Genomic DNA, 20,804 nt, shown 5'->3' on the forward strand with positions numbered 1-20,804 from the left:
ACCCTCACGTTGTTCAACTGGGGGTGCCATGTCTGATTCCGTTTCTCTGCGCGAAATCACCGATTTTGCCGAAGCCCTGGCCAGGGAGGCCGGCGAGCTGATCCGCCACGAGCGCCAGGAAAACACCCTGCGCACCGACTACAAGCAGCAAACGGAACTGGTTACCCACGCTGATGTGATGGCCGACGAATTCATCACCGGCGCCATCCGCGAACGCTTTCCCAATCACCGCATCCTGTCTGAAGAAACCATGCCGGACCTGTCCCAGGCAGAAGAGCTGGACACGCCGCTGTGGATCATCGACCCCATCGACGGCACGGTAAACTACGCCTACGGTCACCCGCAGGTGGCGGTGTCCATTGCCTATGCGGAGCGCGGCCAGGTTCAGGTGGGTGTGGTGCACGCGCCTTTTCCGGGCGAAACCTTTCGGGCCACCAAGGGCGAAGGCGCTACGTTAAACGGCCAGCCCATTCGCCACAGCGGCGCAACGGAACCCCGGCAAAGCCTGTTTGCCACGGGCTTCCCCTACACCAAGGACAATCTGGAACCGCTGGTGCGCCGACTGGATGCCATGATTCACCAATGCCGGGACCTGCGCCGCATTGGCTCGGCGGCCCTGGACATCTGCTGGGTGGCCTGTGGCCGTCTGGATATCTACTACGAGAACGTCAGCCCCTGGGACTTCGCCGCCGCCCGCCTAATTGCCTGGGAAGCCGGCGCCACCGTCGGCCACTTCGGCGACGTGCCCGATGGCTACCCGGCCGATCTCTGGGGCCGCGACATCCTGATCTCTGCACCGGCGGTATGGGAACCCGTGCGGTCCATACTCCGTTCTGCTTCGGGTTATGACTGAGGCCGTTTTTTTTGTTTCTGCCGGTTTGGGTTGGGAGTTTAGATCTGCCTAGCCTGCGATTTTGCGCGGTTAGGCACTGGCTGGAGGCCCTTTCCCGAAAACGCTACGAGCACATCCATGTGCGCTTCGCTCCGGCCATCCCTGGCCTCCGAGATTTCGGGAAAGGGCCTCCAGCCAGTGCCTTTCGAACTTCACGGGAATCGCATTAACAGCGCCACTTTTCTCTGTAAACCAGCGATAAATCCAGTTCGGTTTCAGTGAATTGGGTATATCACCGAAATCCGATCGTTGTGGGCGGGGTTTGCCTTCGCAGAATCTCGAAGGCCAGGGATGGCCGGAGCGAAGCGCACATGGGTGAGGCAAGCGTTTATGAAGCGAAGCTTCATGCGCAGCCGAACGACAGCAATCTGTGATTGCTGGCTGGACCCGCTTGCGGGTGCTCGTAGCGTTTTCGGGAAAGGGCCCCCAGCCAATGCCTAACCACCAAACAGATCAGGCTAGGGGTAGACGAACACCAAGCCTCAACCCCAAACAGCTTCGGAAACCAAGCTCCAAGCCTCGTCGAAATCAGCCGAAGGCAAACGGGAGAATGAGGAACGAACGAACCGCTGGATGCGGCCTTCGAGGAACACCATCACAAAATCTGCACCGCGAGCCGCGCTGGTTCGAGGCCGCAGGCTCTGGCGGATTTCGCCCTCTTTCAGGGTCTGACGGAACTGGGTTTCCAGGCGCTCGAAGAACTGGGACGCGCGTTTGCGCAGTGTCTCGTCTTCGCCCATCAGGGCATCGCCGGTAAGCACGCAACACAAACCCGGGTTACGCTCTGCGAACACCAGCACCAGATGCACCAGCTGCTGAAGGCGAACCCGCACATCTTCCTGCTCCTGCAACACCACCTGGCAGCGGGAGAACACCGCCTCCTCGGCAAATTCGATCAGGGCCTCGAACATTTTGCGTTTGCTGGGAAAGTGCCGGTACAAGGCCGCTTCGGTAACGCCCACGGTTTTGGCCAGGCCGGCGGTGGTGATCCGGGCCCCCGGGTCATTTTGCAGCAATTCAACAAGGGCCTGCAGGATGGTCTCCCGCCGGCTGGGTTTCTGAGTGGTCATATCAGTACTACAGCGCTCTGTTTTTTTGGCCACCGACAACACGGACCTGCTCGGACACTGGGATTATCTTTCTACCCGTGTCAGTCCGTGCCGTCCGTGGCTAACGTTTTATATTCTTTTAGAAAAACGTGCCGTCGATCGGCGACGACGCACTGGCGTAAAGCTTCTTCGGCATACGTCCAGCAAGGTAGGCCTCGCGGCCGGCTTCGATGGCCAGGCGCATGGCGTTGGCCATTTTGATCGGGTCTTTGGCCTGGGCGATGGCGGTGTTCATCAGTACGCCGTCGCAGCCCAGCTCCATCGCGATGGTGGCATCCGAGGCAGTGCCAACGCCCGCGTCGACCAGTACCGGCACCTTGGCGTTCTCGACGATCAGTCGGATGTTGTAGCGGTTCTGGATGCCAAGGCCGGAGCCGATAGGCGCACCCAGGGGCATGATGGCCACGCAGCCCATTTCTTCCAGGCGCATGGCCAGCAGCGGGTCGTCGGAGCAGTACACCATCACCTTGAAACCGTCTTTGATAAGCTCTTCGGCGGCGGTCAGGGTTTCCGGCATGTTGGGGTACAGGGTTTTGTGTTCACCCAGCACTTCCAGTTTCACCAGGTCGTGGCCGTCCAGCAGCTCCCGGGCCAGCTTGCAGGTGCGTACCGCGTCTTTGGCGGTGTAGCAGCCGGCTGTGTTGGGCAGGATGGTGTAGGTGCTCGGGGAAATGACATCCAGCAGGTTCGGCTCGTCCGGGTTCTGGCCGAGGTTGGTACGGCGCACCGCCACGGTCACAATCTCGGCACCACTGGCTTCGATGGCGTGGCCGGTTTCCATCAGGTCGTGATACTTGCCAGTGCCCACCAGCAAGCGGGACTGGTACACCTTGCCTGCAATTTCCAGGGGTTTGTCTTCGGGGAGCTGGATTTCCGGGGTATCTGTCATAACCTACCTGAGTTCAGTGAAAAGAGGGGGCGCGTTCAGCTGAACGCAAACTTAACCGCCGCCGATGGCGTGCACCACTTCCACCCGGTCGCCATCGCTCAGGGTGAAACTCGGGTGCTGACTGCGGGGCACAATATCTTCGTTGACCTCAACCGCGACCCGTTTTCCGGCCAGCGTGAGATGCTCAATCAAGGTCGCAATGGTTGCTCCACCGGGGAGTTCCATGTGCTCACCATTTACCTGAACCTGCATGGTTCGGATCACCTCCGTTACTTTTTCAGGGCCGCAGCAACCAGCAGGGCCCAACCAATCATGAAGCAGACACCGCCAATGGGCGTAACCGGCCCGAGCCAGTGATGGCCGGATAACACCAGCAGATACAGGCTGCCGCTGAACAGCACAATGCCTGCGAGCCAGAAGCCGCAAGCAATACCCAGCAGTCGCCGGGACAAGCCCAGGGCCGGCATCATGCTCGCCGCCACCAGTATCAAGGCGTGATACATCTGGTAACTGACGGCGGTCTGGAACACTTCCAGGCCCCGCTCGCTCACCACTTGGCGCAAACCGTGGGCTCCGAAGGCACCCGCCATCACCGCCAACAGGCCGCCCACAGCACCCATCACCAGAGCCCAGCGAATCACCGCTTCTGAGGGTTTAAGCGCAGTCACAGTGAATCAGCTCCCCGGAATCCAGGTTCATCAGCGTCAAGGCGCCGCCCCAGACACAGCCGGTATCCAGGCCGATAAACCGGTCGCTGCCGGTGTTGCCTTCCAGCGCAGCCCAGTGGCCGAAGATCACCTTTACGTCATCTTGCCGGGGGTAGGTAAACCAGGGTGCGAAGCCCGGCGGTGCATTATCCGCCGACTCCTTGGTGGCCAGCTCCAGGCTGCCGTCTTCAGCGATAAAGCGCATCCGGGTGAAGTAGTTGGTGATCGCCCGCCAACGGTCCATACCGGTGAGGGTATCACACCAGCGCTCCGGCTGATTGCCATACATTTGGCTGAAATAGTCCTGCGCCTGGTCGCCCCGGATCACCGCTTCTACTTCCCTGGCGCAGGCCACTGCCTGGTCCACGCTCCAGATATGAGGCAGCCCGGCATGGGCCATAACCAGGTTACGTTTCTCGTCGTGCACGCACAGATATTGTTGACGCAGCCAATGGATCAAACGGTCATGGTCCGGTGCATCCAGGATATCGTGCAGGGTGTCTTTGCGCTTCGGGCTGTGGCCCCCCAGGGCAACCGCCAGCAAGTGCAAATCGTGATTCCCCAACACCACCACGGCAGCGTCGCCCAGGCTTTCAATGTAACGCAGGGTTTCCAGTGAGGCGGGCCCGCGATTAATCAGGTCGCCCGCCACCCAGAGCCGGTCCCGGGAGGGCGAAAAATCCACTTTCGCCAGAACATCCCGCAACCGTTCATAGCAACCCTGAATATCGCCAATGGCGTAGTCAGTCATTACTTACCTCATCTACCTCGACGTTAAGCGGGCCGGAGTCCGCCAGCAGGTCGGCAATCTTGACGTAGTCGGCCAGGCTCAGGTTTTCCGGCCGCAGGCCGTCGTTGATGCCCACAGACTGCAACTGTTCCACCGTCACCAGGGCCGCCAGTGCCTTGCGCAGGGTTTTCCGGCGCGCGTTGAAGGCGGTGCGCACCACGGCCTGAAGGGTCTTGAGGTTCTTGGCCGGGTGCGGCAATTCTTTGTGAGGCACCAGCCGGACGATGGCGGAATCCACTTTCGGAGCCGGCCGGAAAGCCCCCGGGCCCACTTCAAACAGCGGCTGCACCTTGCAGAAGTACTGGGCCATGATACCCAGTCGGCCATAATTATTGTCGCCCGGCGTGGCCGCCAGCCGCTGCACCACTTCTTTCTGCAACATGAAGTGCATGTCCCGAACCACCCCGGACTGCGCCAGCAGGTGGAAGATCAGCGGCGTTGAGATGTTATAGGGTAAGTTGCCGACGATTCGAAGTGGGCGACCATCGACCACCAGCTGGCTGAAATCGAAACTCAGGGCATCGGCTTCGTGAATCCGGAACTCGGGATAATTGAAGAACTTGGTGCGCAGCACCGGAATCAGGTCCCGGTCCAGCTCCACCACCTGCAGGCGCGGATTAACCGCCAGAATCTCTTCGGTGATCGCACCGAGACCAGGACCAATCTCGACGATGGCATCGTCCGGTTTCGGATTGATCGACCGGACAATCTTCTCGATCACGCCCGGATCATGAAGGAAGTTCTGGCCGAAACGTTTACGGGCCTTGTGGCCCGGATGGTTACTCATGATGACTCTCCGGCAATAGCCGCCCGGCGGCAGCGGGCCATGTGTTCGCCTACGCGAATGGCGGTGTGCAGGCTGCCGGCGTCGGCCTTGCCGGTGCCGGCCAGGTCCAGGGCGGTGCCGTGGTCTACCGAGGTGCGGACAATGGGCAGGCCCAGGGTGATGTTAACGGCCCGGCCAAAGCCCTGGAATTTCAGTACCGGCAGGCCCTGGTCATGGTACATGGCCAGCACGGCATCAGCGTTATCCAGCCAGTGTGGGGTGAACAGGGTATCGGCCGGCAGCGGGCCGGTCAGTTTAATACCTTCGGCCCGGAGTTTATCCAGGGTCGGCTCGATCACCTCGATTTCTTCCCGGCCCAGATGGCCACCCTCGCCGGCGTGTGGGTTCAGCCCAGCCACCAGGATCCGTGGTTTTTCAATGCCAAAGAAGGTTTTCAGGTCGGCGTTGAGAATGCGCGTTACCTGGGTCAACCGTTCGGGGGTGATGGCCGCAGATACGTCCTTCAGGGGTAAGTGGGTGGTTACCAGCGCCACCCGCAATTCCTCAGTAGCCAGCATCATCACCACCCGTTCAACACCGCAGAGTTCCTGCAGAAACTCGGTGTGGCCGCTGAACGCGATTCCGGCTTCGTTGATCACGCCTTTGTGAACCGGCGCGGTCACCATACCGTCAAAATCGCCGTTCAGGCAGCCCCTGGCGGCGGTGGTCAGGGTATCGAGCACATACTGACTGTTGCCGGCGTGTAACCGGCCCGCGACTGTAGACGCGCAGCCTTCCACATGGCACACCGACACATGGCCAGCCCGGGTGTCCGGCGTCTGGCCCGGGTGCCAGTCGTGTAACTCTACGGCCAGGCCAAGCTGCCGGGCACGATCTGCCAGCAGCGTTTTGCAAGCCACCACCACGATACCAGCCTGGCGCGGTTCAAGCGCCAGTTGCAGGCACAGTTCCGGCCCGATGCCCGCTGGCTCGCCGGCGGTCAAAGCCAGAATCACCGGTGTCGTCATGACGCGTTGTTTTCCTCACTGGCCGGGTTCAGATCGGCGTAGTCCCCTTTGAACTCGACAAAGGCTTCATCGCGAATTTCCCTGAGCCAGTTCTGAAGTTCGGTTTCGAACTTGCGCTGGTAGATAGCTTGCCGGGCCTGGGACTCCCGGTTTTCAGCAGTCACGTCCTGTTGCCGGCGCTCTTCTACCTGAAGAATGTGCCAGCCAAACTGGGACCGCACCGGCCCGTAAATCTCGCCCACATCGGCCTCCATCATGGCCTGCTCGAAAGCCGGAACCATCTGGCCGGGGCTGACCCAACCCAGGTTGCCGCCATCAGAGCCGGACACCGGGTCATCCGACAACTCCCGGGCCAGGGCCGCAAAGTTCGCGCCGTCCTGCAATTGCTGGTAGATATCGCGAATGCGGTTTTCAGCCTGGGTTTCGGTTACCGCTTGGGAGGGACGAATCAGGATATGACGCACCCGGTGCTGCTGGATCACCGTCAGCTGTTCGCCACCACGCTTGTCCATCACCGTCACCAGGTGAAAACCGCTGTTGTTCTCAAGCACCTCTGAGGGCACGCCTACTTCCATGTTCGGCACCACCGGCGCAACCAGGGACGGCAACTGGCTCTCTGTACGCCAGCCCATATCGCCGCCTTCAAGGGCGTTTCCGGCATCCGATTCGGCAACCGCCACTTCCCGGAAGTCGCGACCATCGATGATCTGCTGGCGCAGGTTTTCCGCTTTTGCGCGAGCCTGCTCAACGGAATCCTCGTTACCGGGGTCATCTACCTGGATAAAGATATAAGCCAGGCGGTATTCCTCAGCATCCGGCCCCCGGCCGGCCTGGGCCTGCAGGTAATTCTCAACCTCCCGGTCAGTGATACGGACCCGGTTGCCAACCCGGCGCTGCTGCACCCGGCCAGACAACATTTCATTACGGATCTGTTCCCGGGCCTGCTGGTAGGTAACGCCCTCTTCCGCCAGTTGCTCTTCAAACTGCTCCAGGCTCAAGCCGTTACTACGGGCAATATTAGCCAGGGTCTCGTTCAGCTCGTTATCGCTGATGCGCATCCCCATCTGGTCCGCCATCTGCAACTGAAGAGACTCGGAAATCAGCTGTTCCAATACCCGCTCTTCCAGCAGTTGCCGGGGCGGCAGGCCGGTGCCCTGGGCGCTGAGACGGCCAACAATGGTATTCACCCGCGCATCCAGTTCGGTCTGGAGGATGACATCGTCATCCACAATGGCAACCACCCGGTCCAGCACTTGTCGCTCGGCGTGGGCAGAAACCGACACAGCCAGCATGGCCATGGTCAGCAGCAGTGTCAGTCCGTGGCGTAACGTCGCCTTCATAATCACCTCTTGATGTGTACATTCCCAGCCAGGCCTTCGGAACAGGCTGGCTGATGACATTGGTTCGTTTTAACGGCGCGGAGTTCCAAAACGGCGGCGCTCGCGTTCGTCATAGCCGTAGATGGCATCAGAAATATTGTCGGAAGCGCCACCACTACCCCCGAGCCCTTTCAGTTCAATGCGGAACAGCACACGGTTGTCCAGCTGTTCATCGTCCGTCAGGTAGTTCTGGTGAACCACCTGAACACTCCAGCAGCAGTTGTTATATTCAATACCCGCCAGGGTACCAACCGTCCGGTCCAGGCCGGAATCATAAACCCAGCGGCCGATCCCGCTGACGCGGTTGGTCACTGGGAAAACAACACCAACATCACTCTGTTCCAGCTCGTCTGGTCGGCTGTAGGTGTGGCCCAGGGTGGCCAGGTAACGATAATCCTGTGAGTGGTAGATTAGCTGGCTTCGGCCTTCTTCAGTTTGCTGGGTGTCGGGGTCCCACAGGCCGGCACTGCGAATCTCCAGATTCTCCAGCGGATTCAATACCAGCTCACCGGCCAGCGGTGAGCGGCTTCTGTCGGAGGCTCCCTGGCCGAACAGATCCACTTCCCGATCATCGAAATAGCGCACCTGCCCGATGCTGACCCTGGCACGCTCCGCCCCGGTCACCAAGTCATTGAACCGGCTGGTCAGGGCGACGGTCAACTGGTTGGCGTCACCCACCCGGTCACCGCCGGTGAAGCGATCCCGCTCAAACAACTGGTCGAAGCGGAAACTCTTGAGCCCGGTATCAAAGTCCGGGATGTGATTCTGGTCAGCATCGGCATCGGCCCAGGCGTAATAAAGCCGGGGCTCCAGGGTCTGGTTGTACGGCACATCGAACAGGCTGGAGCGGCGATCGAAATACAGCCCGTTATCCCACTCAAACACCGGCACCGTTCGGTCAAAGCTGCCGCTGCCCTGAGTGTAATCTTCCAGGTCATAGCGGGTGTAATCCAGACTGACCGACGGCCGGGTGAAACCCCAGAGCCTGCGCACAGGCAGGGCCAGTTCCGGAATGGCCCGAACCCGCTGGCCGTTGGCCCGGTCCAGGCCGGTCAGATTCTCGTTGTCGCGATAGAACCAGGTGTACTGGCTCTCGAGATTGGCCTCGACGTGCCCGAATTCGCCGGTTCCGGCGTAAAGAATCTCCGGCAACTGGGCGTAGGGCTTGTCGACATCGGCGATCCGGTCCCGGATGGTCTGGTAACCGTTCAGGTAGGCATCGAAATACTGGTTATTGCCGGAATAACGCACACCCCCGCGACGTTGCAGGTGCGTTGCCTGATCGATTTCCAGGGAGCGGTTGAGGTCACTGAGGTAGTCCTGGTCAGAGACCACCGAGTAGTCCCCGTAACCGGTCCAACCCCCGCCAAACCGGGCCCGGGTGGTGAAATCCAGTGCCCAGCGATCGCCACCCTCGCCTGGATTGTCAGCCTTGAAGGCGGAATCGTTGTCGATATAACCCAGTTGCAGGACCGATTCACCAAAGCGACTCAGGTAACGCCCTTCTACTTCGGTAAACAGCCCACGACCATGAATGTACTGGGGTGTCAGGGTGGCATCGTAATGAGGTGCAAGGTTCAGGTAATACGGTAAGGCCAGATAGCCGCCACTGCCGGCGCTGGAGGAACCGAACTGGGGGTACAGGAAACCGGTCTTGCGGCGGTCATCAATGGGAAAGGTGATGTAGGGCCAGTAGAACACCGGGGTATCCAACACTTCCAGGCGAACGTGGCGGGCGGTGCCAAATCCTTCCTCCTGATCCAGGGCAATATCGGAAGCAACAATAGACCAGTCGTTCTGATGAGGCCCGCAGGTGGTCAGCATGCCATCGGTGATCAGCACCTGGTGCTCCCCCACCCGGGACAACGACGATGCCCGGCCCCGCATCTCGGCGTCATGCAGCAGGAAGGTGGCGGTGTTGATGTCCAGTTGCCCGGACTCCACCGAGTAACGGGCGCTGTCGCCGGTCAGTAAAAACCCGTCGCCACGGCTGACCAGCGGACCGACAAGGTCCAGCTCCCCCGTTTGCTGGTTATAACGGGCTTCAGAACCTGTAGCCTGGAATTCACCCTGGCGCAGGCGCACATCGCCCTGCAGGAACAACTCGGAATTCAGCTCATAGCGGGCGTTCAGGGCGCTGGCCTCCAGCGGTGCCCCGCCGGTCTCCGCTCCGGACAGCAAGGGCATCTGGCCGCCAGCCGACGACGATGGCAGGTATCCGCCTTCACAAAATACCGGTAATCGATCCCTCACCTCGGGCGGCAGCTCACTACGGGGGCGCCAGTCGATTTCCGCCGCACTGGGAGCCTGCTCCTGGGCGTTTGCTACTCCGGAAACAGGCAAAAGCGCCATTGCCAACAGGAGCCTGGCGAACCGGTGCTGGGGCCACGACAGGTAACGGTAACGGCTGGGCACGGTAGCGAAGTTCCTGTTCCGGGTGAATGGGGCTTGAAGAAAAACAGCTGCCTAGTTTACACGCGCCCCACGGGCTTGTTAACGGAAACACCGCTGCAAATCCGTTTTACGCTCTTTATACTGCTCTGCTAACGTTTGCACTCAGTCATTGAACTCAGGAAGCGCAGCATCATCATGGATATCCGCCTGCAACGGCTGACCGAATGGGTCAGGCACATACCCGGTTTTGAAACTGCCAGCCCCGAGCCGGTTTCCGGTGACGCCAGCTTCCGCCGGTACTTCCGGGTTTGGCAAAGCACCACTGGCAAAACCCCGGTGCCGTTTATCGTTATGGATGCCCCTCCCGAGCACGAAGACTGCCGGCCGTTTGTGGCCATCGCCCGACACTGGCGCCAGCAGGACATTATGGTCCCCGCCATTGCCGCTGAAGACCTGGCCCTGGGCTTCCTGCTGCTGGAAGACTTTGGCGACCAGCTGATGCTGCCGGCCCTGGCCCAGGCCAACGCCGAGACACTGTACCGGCAGGCACTGGATGAGCTGGTCAAGATCGGTCAGGTGTCCTCGCCGGGCGATTACCCGCTGCCACCTTACGATGAAGCGCTGCTGGACAGGGAGATGGCGCTGTTCCCCGACTGGCTGCTGGAGCAACACCTGCAACTGACACTGAGCAACCAGGAACGGGCACTGCTGGACACCACCTTTGCGCTCCTGAAGGAGAGCGCCCTGGCGCAACCCGAGGTCACGGTGCACCGGGACTACCATTCCCGGAACCTGCTGGTACTGGCTGGCAGCAAGCGCCCAGGGGTGATTGATTTCCAGGACGCGGTGCGCGGACCGGTCACCTACGATGTCGTTTCCCTGCTGAAAGACTGCTACGTGCGCTGGCCCGAACACCAGATCGCCGACTGGCTCGAATATTTCCGCACAGCCGGCCTCGCGGCCGGCCTGCATCGCGCAGACCCGGATACCTTTCGGCAATGGTTTGAGCTGATGGGCATGCAACGGCACCTGAAGGCCGCCGGTATCTTTGCCCGCCTGGCAATCCGGGATGGTAAAACCGGATACCTGGACGACATCCCCCGCACCGTTTCTTACCTGCGAGATGCCAGCGCCCGGCAACCGGCGCTCCGACACTTCCATGAATGGCTGTGCGACCGCGTACTGCCCGCCATTGAACAGCGCATTGGCCCCGTTCCCAGGCAGGAGAGCAGCCAGCTGTGAAAGCCATGATCCTGGCCGCCGGCAAGGGCGAACGCATGCGCCCGCTGACCCTGACCACCCCGAAACCACTCCTGGTCGCCGGCGGCAAGCCGCTGATCGTTCATCACCTGGAACACCTGCGTGACGCGGGCTTCCGCGACGTCGTCATCAACCACGCCTGGCTGGGTGAGCAGATAGAGCAGCAATTGGGCAATGGCAAGCAGTTTGGCCTGAGCATTCGCTACTCGGCCGAGGGCGAGCCACTGGAAACCGCCGGCGGCATCGTCCGGGCGCTGCCGTTGCTTACCGACCGGGGAGACGACTGGTTTCTGGTGATCAATGGCGACATCTGGAGCGATGTCTCGTTATCGGACCTGCAGCCTCCGGAACAGGATAACTGCCTTGCCGTTCTGGTGATGACGGATAACCCCGAGCACCACCCGGAGGGGGATTTTCACCTTGAAGCCGATGGCGCCCTGATCACAAGCGGCGGCAGCAAACTCACATTCACCGGTATCAGCCTGCTGCATCGAAAGCTGTTCGATGGCCTGGATGACACATCCGGCAAGCTGGGCCCGGTGCTTCGCAAGGCCATGGCAAGCCATCAGGTTCGGGGCCTCTATCATGGTGGCCGCTGGGTGGATGTTGGTACCCCGGCCAGACTGGCCAAGCTGGACAGGCAACTCGCCGACGGCAGGCACCAGGCATGAGCAAACCCAGCACGCCACCGTTACCCGCGAGACTGGAGTCGGTGTTCTCCGACCTGCTCAAAGAGCTGTCCAGTTGCGGGCACCAGGCCAGCACCCTGATGGAGAGAGCAAGGCTGCCGCGCTGGTGCCGCAAACCCCTGTTCTTTTTCCTCGGCTACATTGCCAAGGCCGACGGCCGGGTGATGGAAGCAGACATCCGTTACGCCGAGGCCCTGATGAAAGCCCTTGGCCTTTCCAACCGCCAACGCAAGAAGGCGATTGATCAGTTCCAGCGGGGCAAGGCCGCCAGCCAGCTACCCCTGAGGCAGGGCCTGCTGTTCCGTTTGCTGGCAGCGATATGGCCCGGACCAGCCCTGAAGACGGCCATCTGCCTGTGCCACGGTGCCCAGGTACTGGGCCAGCCCGGCAAAGCCCGGCGCTACCGCTGCGAAGATGCCATCGACCACATCGGCCTGCCCGTGGCGGTCAGCGACGACATCTTTGAAAGCTACGCCAGCAAAGTCTGGATCCGTAACGCCGGCCCTGCAGCCAAACCGGATACCTATGAACAGGCCTGCCAGATCCTCGGTGTGACCCGACGGGACGACCTGGAATCCATCAAACGGACCTACAGAAAGAAGGTGTCCGAATGTCATCCAGACAAACTCGCCCAGCAGAAACTGACACCATCAGAACTGGCCATGGCCAAGGATCGACTGCTTCGCTACCAGCAGGCCTGGGAACTGATCAAGCAGCGCCACCGGCCGCTTTAATCAGATGTTGCGCCGCCGATGCTGTCCCGGTCATCGATTCATCCAGGCCTGAATCCGGCTGGCCACCCGCTCCGCATCGGCCCGTTGTGGTGGGTTTGACAATGCCATGGGTTGGCGCCGATAACCACTGACCTGCTCCCGCGCCAGGGCAGCCGCCCGCGCAACCGCCGGATGCCGGCCGGCGTCATCCATGGCGTGCAGGTCGAGAACCCGCCACGGCCTGTCTGCCGACAACATAGCGGGCAATTCCGGCAACCTTTCACCGGAGAAACGTGGCGCCAGCCAGATCACCCCGGACAACGCCCCCTGGCCCAGTGCCCAGGCCGTCACATAATCGGCCGACCAGCCAATACCCGACACCGCCGGGCGCTCGTATCCGCGCCGCTGCAGCTCGCCAGCGGCGGCATCCAGCAGCTCGCGGATAGAGTTGCGGTAGTCTGACATCACCTCCTCCAGGGCTTCTTCCTCAGCCACGTCAATCATCACCGAGGATTGCAGCTGGTCATCCTCTGGCGGAGCTGGCTCCTGAGGTTCTGGCACCAGCCGTTGTTGTCGGCGCCGAACCACACTTTCCGGAGGCGGCCGAAGCCCCAGCGTCATCACTGCCACGCCACGCTCCGCCAGGGTATCAAGAAGCCCGCCTGCCAGACCTTCAGCCGCGGTCTGCCCTTCGTTTGCCAGCACAATCAGCGCGCCACGTGCCGGTGTTTTCAGCTCTGGCTGGAACAGCGCCAGTGCCCGGCTATCGTCATCCAGATCCAGCCACACCGCCCGCTCAGGAAACATCCGGGCCAACGACCACTCGCCCAGGCCGGTCACCGCCGTCGCCCTGCTTTCCATAGCCTGTTGTGTGCCCTGACCCGGTTCCGGCTCGCTCTCCTGGGCCGATACCGTCAATGCCAGCCCGGCCAACAGCAACCAGAGAACCCCAATACCTGCTCGACCTGTGATCAAAACCGCTTACCTCGCGCTGCGAAAATGCCTGGCAAACTGATAGACTAGCAGGGTTCCTGTGCCGCCGATAACTCACCTGATCAAGAGAGCCTTTGATGAACCCTTACCTGATTGCCCCATCCATTCTCTCCGCTGATTTCGCCCGCCTGGGCGAGGAAGTCGACAACGTACTGGCCGCTGGTGCCGACGTGGTTCACTTTGATGTGATGGACAATCACTATGTCCCCAACCTGACCATCGGCCCCATGGTGTGCGAGGCCCTGCGCAAGCACGGTGTGACTGCACCCATCGATGTGCACCTGATGGTCTCCCCGGTGGATGACCTGATCCGCATGTTCATTGACGCCGGTGCCAGCTACATTACTTTCCATCCGGAAGCCAGCAACCACGTAGACCGCTCCCTGCAACTGATCCGCGACGGCGGCTGCAAGGCCGGGCTGGTGTTCAACCCCGCCACGTCCCTGAGCCACATGGATTACGTGATGGACAAGCTCGACATGGTGTTGCTGATGTCGGTAAACCCGGGCTTCGGTGGCCAGAAGTTCATCCCCGGCACCCTCGACAAGCTCAAGGAAGCCCGCAAGAAGATTGATGCCAGCAACTACAACATTCGCCTGGAAATCGACGGCGGCGTGAAAACCGACAATATCCGGGAAATCGCCGAAGCCGGCGCCGACACCTTCGTGGCCGGCTCTGCCATATTCAACACCCCGGATTACAAGGCCACCATCGACGCCATGCGCGAGGAACTGGAGCAGGCCCGCAAGGTGATTGGCGGATGAGCCTGAAAGGTCTGTTCAACGCCCGCTGGCCGGGCGTGGCCCTGTTTGATCTGGACGGCACCCTGGTGGACAGCGCCCCCGACCTGGCCGCTGCGGTAGACCAGATGCTGGAACACCTCGGCAGGAGCCCGGCCGGGCTTGAGAAAGTACGCAACTGGGTTGGCAATGGCGCCCCGGTACTGGTGCGCCGTGCCCTTGCCGGGAAAACCGACTGGGAACCCGCCGCGCCCAAAGATGACGCACTGTTCAAAGACGCGCTGGCGATCTTCTACCACGCCTACGGACAACTGAACGGCCGCCATGCGGTGGTGTTTGACGGCGTCAACGAATGCCTTGAGCACCTGAAAGGCCTGGGCTGCCGGATGGCCGTGGTGACCAACAAGCCGGACCAGTTCGTTCAGCCACTGCTGGAGAAAACCGGCCTGGACCGGTGGTTTGAGCTGTCGGTTGGCGGCGACACCCTGCCAGTGAAGAAACCAGACCCAGCGCCGCTGCTGCACGCCATGGAACAACTGGGCGGCACCCGTGGTACCACGGTGATGGTCGGTGACTCCAAAGCCGACGTAAAAGCTGCCCTGGCGGCGGGCATCCCATGCGTAGCCGTGAGGTATGGCTACAATTTTGGCGGGCCGGTAGACAGCCTCGGCGCAGACGCTGTTGTTGATTCGCTGGCCCAGCTTTTGTAATCTCGCAAGGACGTTTTACTTTGAACACATCCATTCGGGAGATTCCTGCCGTGCAGGGACTGAATCTGACTGCAGCGCGAGGCATCCTGACAACCCGCGCAACACGATGGTGGCGATGGCGCACCGGCTGAGCAAGCCACAGGGCCCATGGCGCATGCCTGCTTGCCCGCACCACCGGTCACAGCGGTGTAACACCGTTCTGACAAAACGCAGATCAGATTTCAGGAAACCGAACCATGACACCCGAGCAATTCCACGAGCTCGCTGAAGCCGGCTACAACCGTATCCCCGTATACCGCGAAGTACTGGCGGACCTGGACACGCCCCTCAGCACCTATCTGAAACTGGCCAGTGGGCCCTACTCCTACCTGTTCGAGTCGGTACAGGGCGGAGAGAAATGGGGCCGTTATTCCATTATTGGCCTGCCGAGCCGGGAAGTGCTGAAAGTTTTTGACCACCGCATTGAGGTCAGCCGCAACGGCGAGGTGGTTGAACAGGCCGAAGTGGACGACCCCCTGGTTTTCGTGGACGACTACCAGCAACGGTTCAACGCCCCGGACCTGCCGGAACTGCCCCGTTTCAATGGTGGCCTGGTGGGTTACTTCGGTTATGACACCGTGCGCTACATCGAGAAACGCCTGCGCCACAGCTGCCCGCCCGACAAAATCGGCACCCCGGACATCCTGCTGATGGTGTCCGATGAAATCGTGGTGTTCGACAACCTGCGAGGCAAGCTGCACCTGATCGTGCACGCCGACCCATCACTTAACGGTGCCTACCAAACGGCACAGGCCCGCATCGACGAATTGGAAAACCGGCTACACCGCCAGACTGCCAACGCCCCGCGCACCCCGGAACATCTGCGCGGCAAGGTGGTGGACGAAAGCGATTTCATCTCCGGCTTCAGCCAGGACAAATTCGAAGCGGCGGTGGACAAGATCAAGGGCTACGTACTGGACGGCGACGTGATGCAGACCGTTATCTCCCAGCGCATGTCGATCCCGTTCGAGGCACCGCCGCTAAACCTGTACCGTTCGCTGCGCGTGCTCAACCCATCGCCGTACATGTACTTCCTGGATCTGGAAAACTTCCACATTGTCGGCTCGTCTCCGGAAATCCTGGCCCGGGTGGAAGACGAGGAAGTCACCGTTCGTCCTATTGCCGGCACCCGCAAACGCGGCGCCACCGATGCCGAAGACAAGGCCCTCGAAAAAGAACTGCTGGCCGACCCGAAAGAGATCGCCGAGCACCTGATGCTGATCGATCTGGGCCGCAACGACGCCGGCAGGGTATCGGAAACCGGCACCGTGAAGCTGACCGACAAGATGATCGTGGAGCGCTATTCCCACGTCATGCACATTGTTTCCAATGTCACCGGCCGCCTGAAACAGGGCACCAGTTGCCTGGACGTGCTGCGCGCCACCCTGCCAGCGGGCACCCTGAGTGGCGCCCCGAAAATCCGCGCCATGGAAATCATCGACGAACTGGAACCGGTGAAGCGTGGCGTCTACGGCGGCGCCGTGGGCTACCTGTCGTTCAACGGCAACATGGACACCGCCATCGCTATCCGCACTGCGGTGATCAAGGACAACACCCTGCACATCCAGGCCGGCGCCGGCGTGGTGGCAGACTCCATTCCCCGCCTCGAATGGAAAGAAACCATGAACAAGGGCCGCGCGATTTTCCGTGCCGTGGCCATGACCTACAACGACTACGACCATTGAGGCGGAGGAACAGATTATGTTGCTGATGATCGATAACTACGATTCCTTCACCTACAACGTGGTGCAGTACCTGGCGGAGCTGGGTGCCGATGTGCAGGTATACCGGAACGACGAAATCACCATTGAGCAGATTGAAGTCCTGAAACCGGAGCGACTGGTGATTTCCCCGGGCCCCTGTACACCGAACGAGGCGGGCATCTCCATGGACGCCATTCGCCACTTCGCCGGCAAACTGCCAATCCTGGGCATCTGCCTCGGCCACCAGGCCATTGGCCAGGTGTACGGCGGCGACATCATCCGCGCGGGCAAGGTGATGCATGGCAAGGTGTCGGCGGTGTACCACAATGACGTGGGCGTGTTCCGGGGCCTGAACAACCCCCTGCAGGCCACCCGTTACCACAGCCTGGTGATCGACAAGAACACCCTGCCGGATTGCCTGGAAGTCACCGCCTGGACCCGCAACGACGATGGTTCCGTTGAAGAAATCATGGGCGTGCGCCATAAGACCCTGCCCATTGAAGGCGTGCAGTTCCACCCAGAGTCGATCATGACCGAACAGGGCCACGAACTGCTGCGCAACTTCCTGAGAACATAACAAGAGGCCCACCCCATGGACATGAAACAAGCCCTGAACCGCATTGCCTCCAATCTGGACCTGTCCCGGGAAGAGATGAAAGATGTGATGCGCATCGTGATGAACGGCGAGGCCACAGACGCCCAGATCGGCGCCTTTCTGATGGGCCTGCGCCTGAAAAGCGAAACCATCGATGAAATCACCGGCGCCACCGAAGTGATGCGCGAGCTGGCCACCAAGGTCGCCGTCAACGCCAGCCCGCTGGTGGATATCGTCGGCACCGGCGGCGACGGCGCTAACCTGTTCAACGTGTCCTCTGCCGCGTCGTTTGTAGTGGCCGCCGCTGGCGGGTATGTGGCCAAGCACGGCAACCGGGGCGTGTCATCGAAGAGTGGCAGCGCCGACCTGATTGAAAAAGCCGGCATCAACCTGAACATGAAACCGGAGGAAGTGGCCCGCTGCGTAGAGCAGATCGGCGTCGGCTTCATGTTTGCCCCGGCCCACCACGGCGCCATGAAACACGCCATTGGCCCACGCCGGGAACTGGGTTGCCGGACTATCTTCAATATTCTTGGCCCGATGACCAACCCGGCGGGCGTGACTCGTCAGCTGATTGGCGTATTCTCTCGGGAACTGTGCCGGCCCATGGCGGAAGTGCTGCAGCGCCTGGGTGCAGAGCACATTATGGTGGTGCATTCCAAAGATGGCCTGGATGAAATCAGCCTGGCGTCGTCCACCCATGTGGCGGAGCTGAAAAGCGGCGAAATCACCGAGTACGATCTGACCCCGGAAGACCTTGGCATCAAGAGCCAGTCGTTGGTGGGTCTGTCTGTGGATGGTGCCGATGCATCTCTGAAACTCATTCGCGCCGCTTTCGGCCGCAGCCACGACGAAACCACCGAAAAAGCCCGAGACATGATCGCCCTGAATGCCGGCGCAGCCATTTATGTCGCCGGCTTGGCCAGGACCGCCAAAGAGGGCGTCGACATGGCACTGGACGCGATGGGTTCCGGCCTGGCTGCCGGCAAGATGTCGGAGCTGGCGGATTTTTCACAGTGCTTTTGATCACGCGCCTTTAACTTTGCTGCTGGGCGACCGGCTGCGGGGAGGCTTTCCAAAACACGCCCACAAGTACGTCCCTGTAGGGCTTCGCTGTAGCCATCCCTGGCTACAGAGAGTTTTGGAAAGCCTCCCCGCAGCCGGCCTCGCATACCATATACGGGCCTGCTATGACTGACAGACATTTGGACAAAACTCCTACTATTCTTCGGAAAATCGTTGACCGGAAATGGGAGGAAATAGACGAACGAAAACCGAAGGTTTCGATTAGCGATCTGAAAGCCATGGCCGGTGATCAGGCGCCCGCCCGAGGTTTCGCCAATGCCCTTCGGAAACGGATCGACGCACAACGGCCTGCCGTGATCGCTGAAATCAAGAAGGCATCTCCCAGCAAAGGCATCCTGCGCGACCCTTTTGAACCGGAACGCATTGCCGAAAGCTACGAAAAAGGCGGCGCAGCCTGCTTGTCCGTGCTTACTGACAAAGATTTCTTCCAGGGCCACGAGGACTACCTTAAAGCCGCCCGCGCGGCTTGCAGCTTGCCAGTGATCCGCAAGGACTTCATGGTGGACCCGTATCAGGTCTACGAGAGCCGCGCCATTGGTGCTGACTGCATCCTGCTGATCGCCGCCTGCCTGACCAAAGCGCAGATGCAGGAACTCGAAGGCATTGCCCACGAGATTGGGCTGGATGTTCTGGTGGAAGTGCACGACGGCAAGGAGCTGGACGATGCCCTGACCCTGAGCACGCCGCTGGTAGGCATCAATAACCGCAACCTGCACAACTTCGAGGTGTCGCTGAACACCACGTTTGACCTGCACCAGCGCATTGGCCACGACCGGCTGACCATCACCGAGAGCGGCATCATGACCCGCGCCGACGTGGACGCCATGACCAGCCGGGGCATCTACGGGTTCCTGGTGGGCGAGTCGTTCATGCGCGCGCCAGATCCAGGTGAGAAACTGCAGGAGCTGTTTGGCTGATTCACTGAGGTAACGGGCAAGCGAACGATGGACGCAGATACCGGTAAGGAATCCGACAACCCTATACTGACTGGCCCCTTCTGGCCGGTGTTTTTCCGCTATGCCCTGCCCTCGGTGGCGGGGCTGTTGGCGCTGACCACCGCCAACATTGTTGATGGCATTTTTATTGGCAACTTTGCCGGGGCCGAGGCGCTGGCGGCGCTGAACCTGCTGATTCCCTGGTTTACCTTTCTGTTTGGCATGGCACTGGCCCTCGCCATTGGTGGTACGGTTCGGGCTGGCCGGTATCTGGGCGAAGGCAGAACGGAAGCCGCGTCTGCGATCTTCAGCAAGTGCCTGATGGCCACGCTGGCCCTCGCCATAACCGGGGCCCTGGCGGGGTTGTTGTTCCACGATGCGATCTATCGAGTGCTGGGGGCCTCCCCGGACATCTACCCGCTGATGTCCGAGTATTTTCTGGTGATCATCTGGGTGCTGGTGGCTCAGCTTGTCACCATGGTGTTGTATTACTTCGTGCGGGTGGACGGTTTCCCCGGGCTGGCAACCACGGCCCTGGTAACGGGGGCCGCCGCCAATATCCTGCTCGACGCCCTGTTGGTGGGCTATCTGGATTACGGTTTGCGTGGCGCCGCCATCGCAACTGGCCTGGCCCAGGTGCTGCAGTTCGGCGTTCTGGCCCGTTATTTTCTCAAGCCGGAGCGCAAGCTGCGCTTCGGGCTTTATCAAAAACACTGGCGGGAAGTGCCCCAGGCATTTGCCAATGGCGTTTCGGAGTGGATCAACGAGCTCTCGGTGGGGCTGGTCATGCTGCTGATCAACTGGCTGCTGATGACCACTCAGGGTGTGGCCGGGGTAGCCGCCTTCACCGTCGTGAACTATCTGATTTTCCTGAGCCTGATGGTGTTCTACGGCATTTCAGATGCCATGCATGTGCTGATCAGCCACAACCTGGGGGCCGGCAACGCCGAGCGTATCCGGCGCTTTATGGGCTGTGGGGCAACCGTCATCCTGAGCCTGGCACTGGCGCTGGTGGCCACGGTCTGGCTGTTCGGAAACCAGGTCGTCCGGCTGTTTCTCGACACCGCCGCAGACCCCGCCACCGCCGAACTGGCCGACCGGTTCCTGACCATCCTCTGGCCGTTATTCCTGGTCAACGGTATTAACGTACTGTTGTCGGTTTACCTGACCGCCATGCACAAACCCATCCCCTCCGCCCTGGTGGCCTTTTCCCGAAGCCTGATTCTTCCTGCGCTGTTACTGATAGGCATTGCCCAGTTCGCGCCACAGTGGCCGCTACTGGTGGCACTGCCCCTTGCCGAATGGCTCACGTTCGGGCTGGCCGTGGCGCTGTTTTTGCGTTTCCGTCCTCAGAGGGTGATCAACGCACCAAACCAAATGTAAAAAA

At 60.7% G+C, this 20,804-nt stretch carries 21 protein-coding genes; 11 read left to right on the forward strand and 10 right to left on the reverse strand.

From position 1 onward, the window contains the following. Nucleotides 1-28 precede the first annotated feature (28 nt). A complete protein-coding gene (locus J122_RS01155; protein WP_061330768.1) occupies nt 29-853 on the forward strand; it encodes an inositol monophosphatase family protein in 825 nt (274 codons plus the stop codon). Nucleotides 854-1,374: 521 nt separating this feature from the next. Here J122_RS01155 and slmA read toward each other — a convergent pair. The 9 genes from slmA to J122_RS01200 form a co-directional block, all read right to left on the reverse strand. After that, nucleotides 1,375-1,962 carry a nucleoid occlusion factor SlmA gene (gene slmA / locus J122_RS01160; protein ID WP_061330769.1) on the reverse strand — a complete coding sequence of 196 codons (588 nt, stop codon included), beginning with the start codon at nt 1,960-1,962 and terminating at the stop codon, nt 1,375-1,377. Nucleotides 1,963-2,080: 118 nt separating this feature from the next. Then, on the reverse strand, nt 2,081-2,890 hold the full coding sequence (locus J122_RS01165; RefSeq protein WP_058091455.1) for a thiazole synthase: 810 nt from the start codon (nt 2,888-2,890) through the stop codon (nt 2,081-2,083). Nucleotides 2,891-2,941: 51 nt separating this feature from the next. After that, nucleotides 2,942-3,142, reverse strand: coding sequence for a sulfur carrier protein ThiS (thiS, locus tag J122_RS01170; RefSeq protein ID WP_058091456.1), 201 nt, complete (start codon nt 3,140-3,142; stop codon nt 2,942-2,944). Between the two features lie 17 nt (nt 3,143-3,159). Then, on the reverse strand, nt 3,160-3,510 hold the full coding sequence (locus tag J122_RS01175) for a DUF423 domain-containing protein (protein ID WP_061330942.1): 351 nt from the start codon (nt 3,508-3,510) through the stop codon (nt 3,160-3,162). A 34-nt stretch (nt 3,511-3,544) separates the two neighbouring features. Further along, complete coding sequence (locus J122_RS01180) at nt 3,545-4,348, reverse strand: symmetrical bis(5'-nucleosyl)-tetraphosphatase (RefSeq protein ID WP_061330770.1); 804 nt, start codon at nt 4,346-4,348, stop codon at nt 3,545-3,547. Continuing rightward, nucleotides 4,341-5,174 carry a 16S rRNA (adenine(1518)-N(6)/adenine(1519)-N(6))-dimethyltransferase RsmA gene (gene rsmA / locus J122_RS01185; protein ID WP_061330771.1) on the reverse strand — a complete coding sequence of 278 codons (834 nt, stop codon included), beginning with the start codon at nt 5,172-5,174 and terminating at the stop codon, nt 4,341-4,343. Before rsmA ends, J122_RS01180 begins: the two co-directional genes overlap by 8 nt. After that, nucleotides 5,171-6,181 (reverse strand): 4-hydroxythreonine-4-phosphate dehydrogenase PdxA, encoded by a 1,011-nt coding sequence (gene pdxA / locus J122_RS01190; RefSeq protein WP_061330772.1) that lies wholly within the window; start codon nt 6,179-6,181, stop codon nt 5,171-5,173. Before pdxA ends, rsmA begins: the two co-directional genes overlap by 4 nt. After that, nucleotides 6,178-7,521 (reverse strand): peptidylprolyl isomerase, encoded by a 1,344-nt coding sequence (locus tag J122_RS01195; protein ID WP_061330773.1) that lies wholly within the window; start codon nt 7,519-7,521, stop codon nt 6,178-6,180. The genes pdxA and J122_RS01195 overlap by 4 nt, the downstream gene beginning before the upstream one ends. Before the next feature lie 69 nt (nt 7,522-7,590). Further along, entirely contained in the window at nt 7,591-9,912 is a 2,322-nt protein-coding gene (locus tag J122_RS01200) for an LPS-assembly protein LptD (RefSeq protein WP_061330943.1), read from the reverse strand. Between the two features lie 237 nt (nt 9,913-10,149). Between J122_RS01200 and J122_RS01205 the strand changes: the two genes are divergently transcribed. Genes J122_RS01205 through J122_RS01215 form a run of 3 tightly spaced genes read left to right on the forward strand, consistent with a single transcriptional unit; the run spans nt 10,150 to nt 12,637 of the window. Next, nucleotides 10,150-11,196, forward strand: coding sequence for an aminoglycoside phosphotransferase family protein (locus J122_RS01205; protein ID WP_061330774.1), 1,047 nt, complete (start codon nt 10,150-10,152; stop codon nt 11,194-11,196). Beyond that, nucleotides 11,193-11,885 (forward strand): N-acetylmuramate alpha-1-phosphate uridylyltransferase MurU, encoded by a 693-nt coding sequence (gene murU, locus J122_RS01210; RefSeq protein WP_061330775.1) that lies wholly within the window; start codon nt 11,193-11,195, stop codon nt 11,883-11,885. Before J122_RS01205 ends, murU begins: the two co-directional genes overlap by 4 nt. Continuing rightward, nucleotides 11,882-12,637 carry a DnaJ domain-containing protein gene (locus tag J122_RS01215; protein WP_061330776.1) on the forward strand — a complete coding sequence of 252 codons (756 nt, stop codon included), beginning with the start codon at nt 11,882-11,884 and terminating at the stop codon, nt 12,635-12,637. Before murU ends, J122_RS01215 begins: the two co-directional genes overlap by 4 nt. A 30-nt stretch (nt 12,638-12,667) precedes the next feature. Here J122_RS01215 and J122_RS01220 read toward each other — a convergent pair whose 3' ends face one another. Continuing rightward, a complete protein-coding gene (locus J122_RS01220; protein WP_082780482.1) occupies nt 12,668-13,591 on the reverse strand; it encodes a DUF3530 family protein in 924 nt (307 codons plus the stop codon). Between the two features lie 95 nt (nt 13,592-13,686). Between J122_RS01220 and rpe the strand changes: the two genes are divergently transcribed. From rpe to J122_RS01255, 7 genes are all read left to right on the forward strand, one after another. Next, on the forward strand, nt 13,687-14,373 hold the full coding sequence (gene rpe, locus J122_RS01225) for a ribulose-phosphate 3-epimerase (RefSeq protein WP_061330778.1): 687 nt from the start codon (nt 13,687-13,689) through the stop codon (nt 14,371-14,373). After that, nucleotides 14,370-15,059, forward strand: a complete 690-nt coding sequence (locus J122_RS01230) for a phosphoglycolate phosphatase (RefSeq protein ID WP_061330779.1) — start codon at nt 14,370-14,372, stop codon at nt 15,057-15,059. The genes rpe and J122_RS01230 overlap by 4 nt, the downstream gene beginning before the upstream one ends. A 236-nt stretch (nt 15,060-15,295) precedes the next feature. After that, nucleotides 15,296-16,783: an anthranilate synthase component I gene (trpE, locus tag J122_RS01235; RefSeq protein WP_061330780.1), complete on the forward strand. Its 1,488-nt coding sequence runs from the start codon at nt 15,296-15,298 to the stop codon at nt 16,781-16,783. Nucleotides 16,784-16,799: 16 nt separating this feature from the next. Next, entirely contained in the window at nt 16,800-17,378 is a 579-nt protein-coding gene (locus tag J122_RS01240) for an aminodeoxychorismate/anthranilate synthase component II (protein WP_061330781.1), read from the forward strand. A 15-nt stretch (nt 17,379-17,393) separates the two neighbouring features. Beyond that, a complete protein-coding gene (gene trpD / locus J122_RS01245) occupies nt 17,394-18,422 on the forward strand; it encodes an anthranilate phosphoribosyltransferase (protein WP_061330782.1) in 1,029 nt (342 codons plus the stop codon). Between the two features lie 164 nt (nt 18,423-18,586). Next, a complete protein-coding gene (trpC, locus tag J122_RS01250) occupies nt 18,587-19,399 on the forward strand; it encodes an indole-3-glycerol phosphate synthase TrpC (RefSeq protein ID WP_061330783.1) in 813 nt (270 codons plus the stop codon). A gap of 27 nt (nt 19,400-19,426) precedes the next feature. After that, the gene (locus tag J122_RS01255) at nt 19,427-20,800 is read left to right on the forward strand and encodes an MATE family efflux transporter (RefSeq protein WP_061330784.1); all 1,374 of its coding nucleotides are present in this window, start codon (nt 19,427-19,429) and stop codon (nt 20,798-20,800) included. Nucleotides 20,801-20,804 lie beyond the last annotated feature (4 nt).

It is taken from the genome of Marinobacter excellens LAMA 842 (assembly GCF_001574445.1).
GTDB lineage: Bacteria > Pseudomonadota > Gammaproteobacteria > Pseudomonadales > Oleiphilaceae > Marinobacter > Marinobacter shengliensis.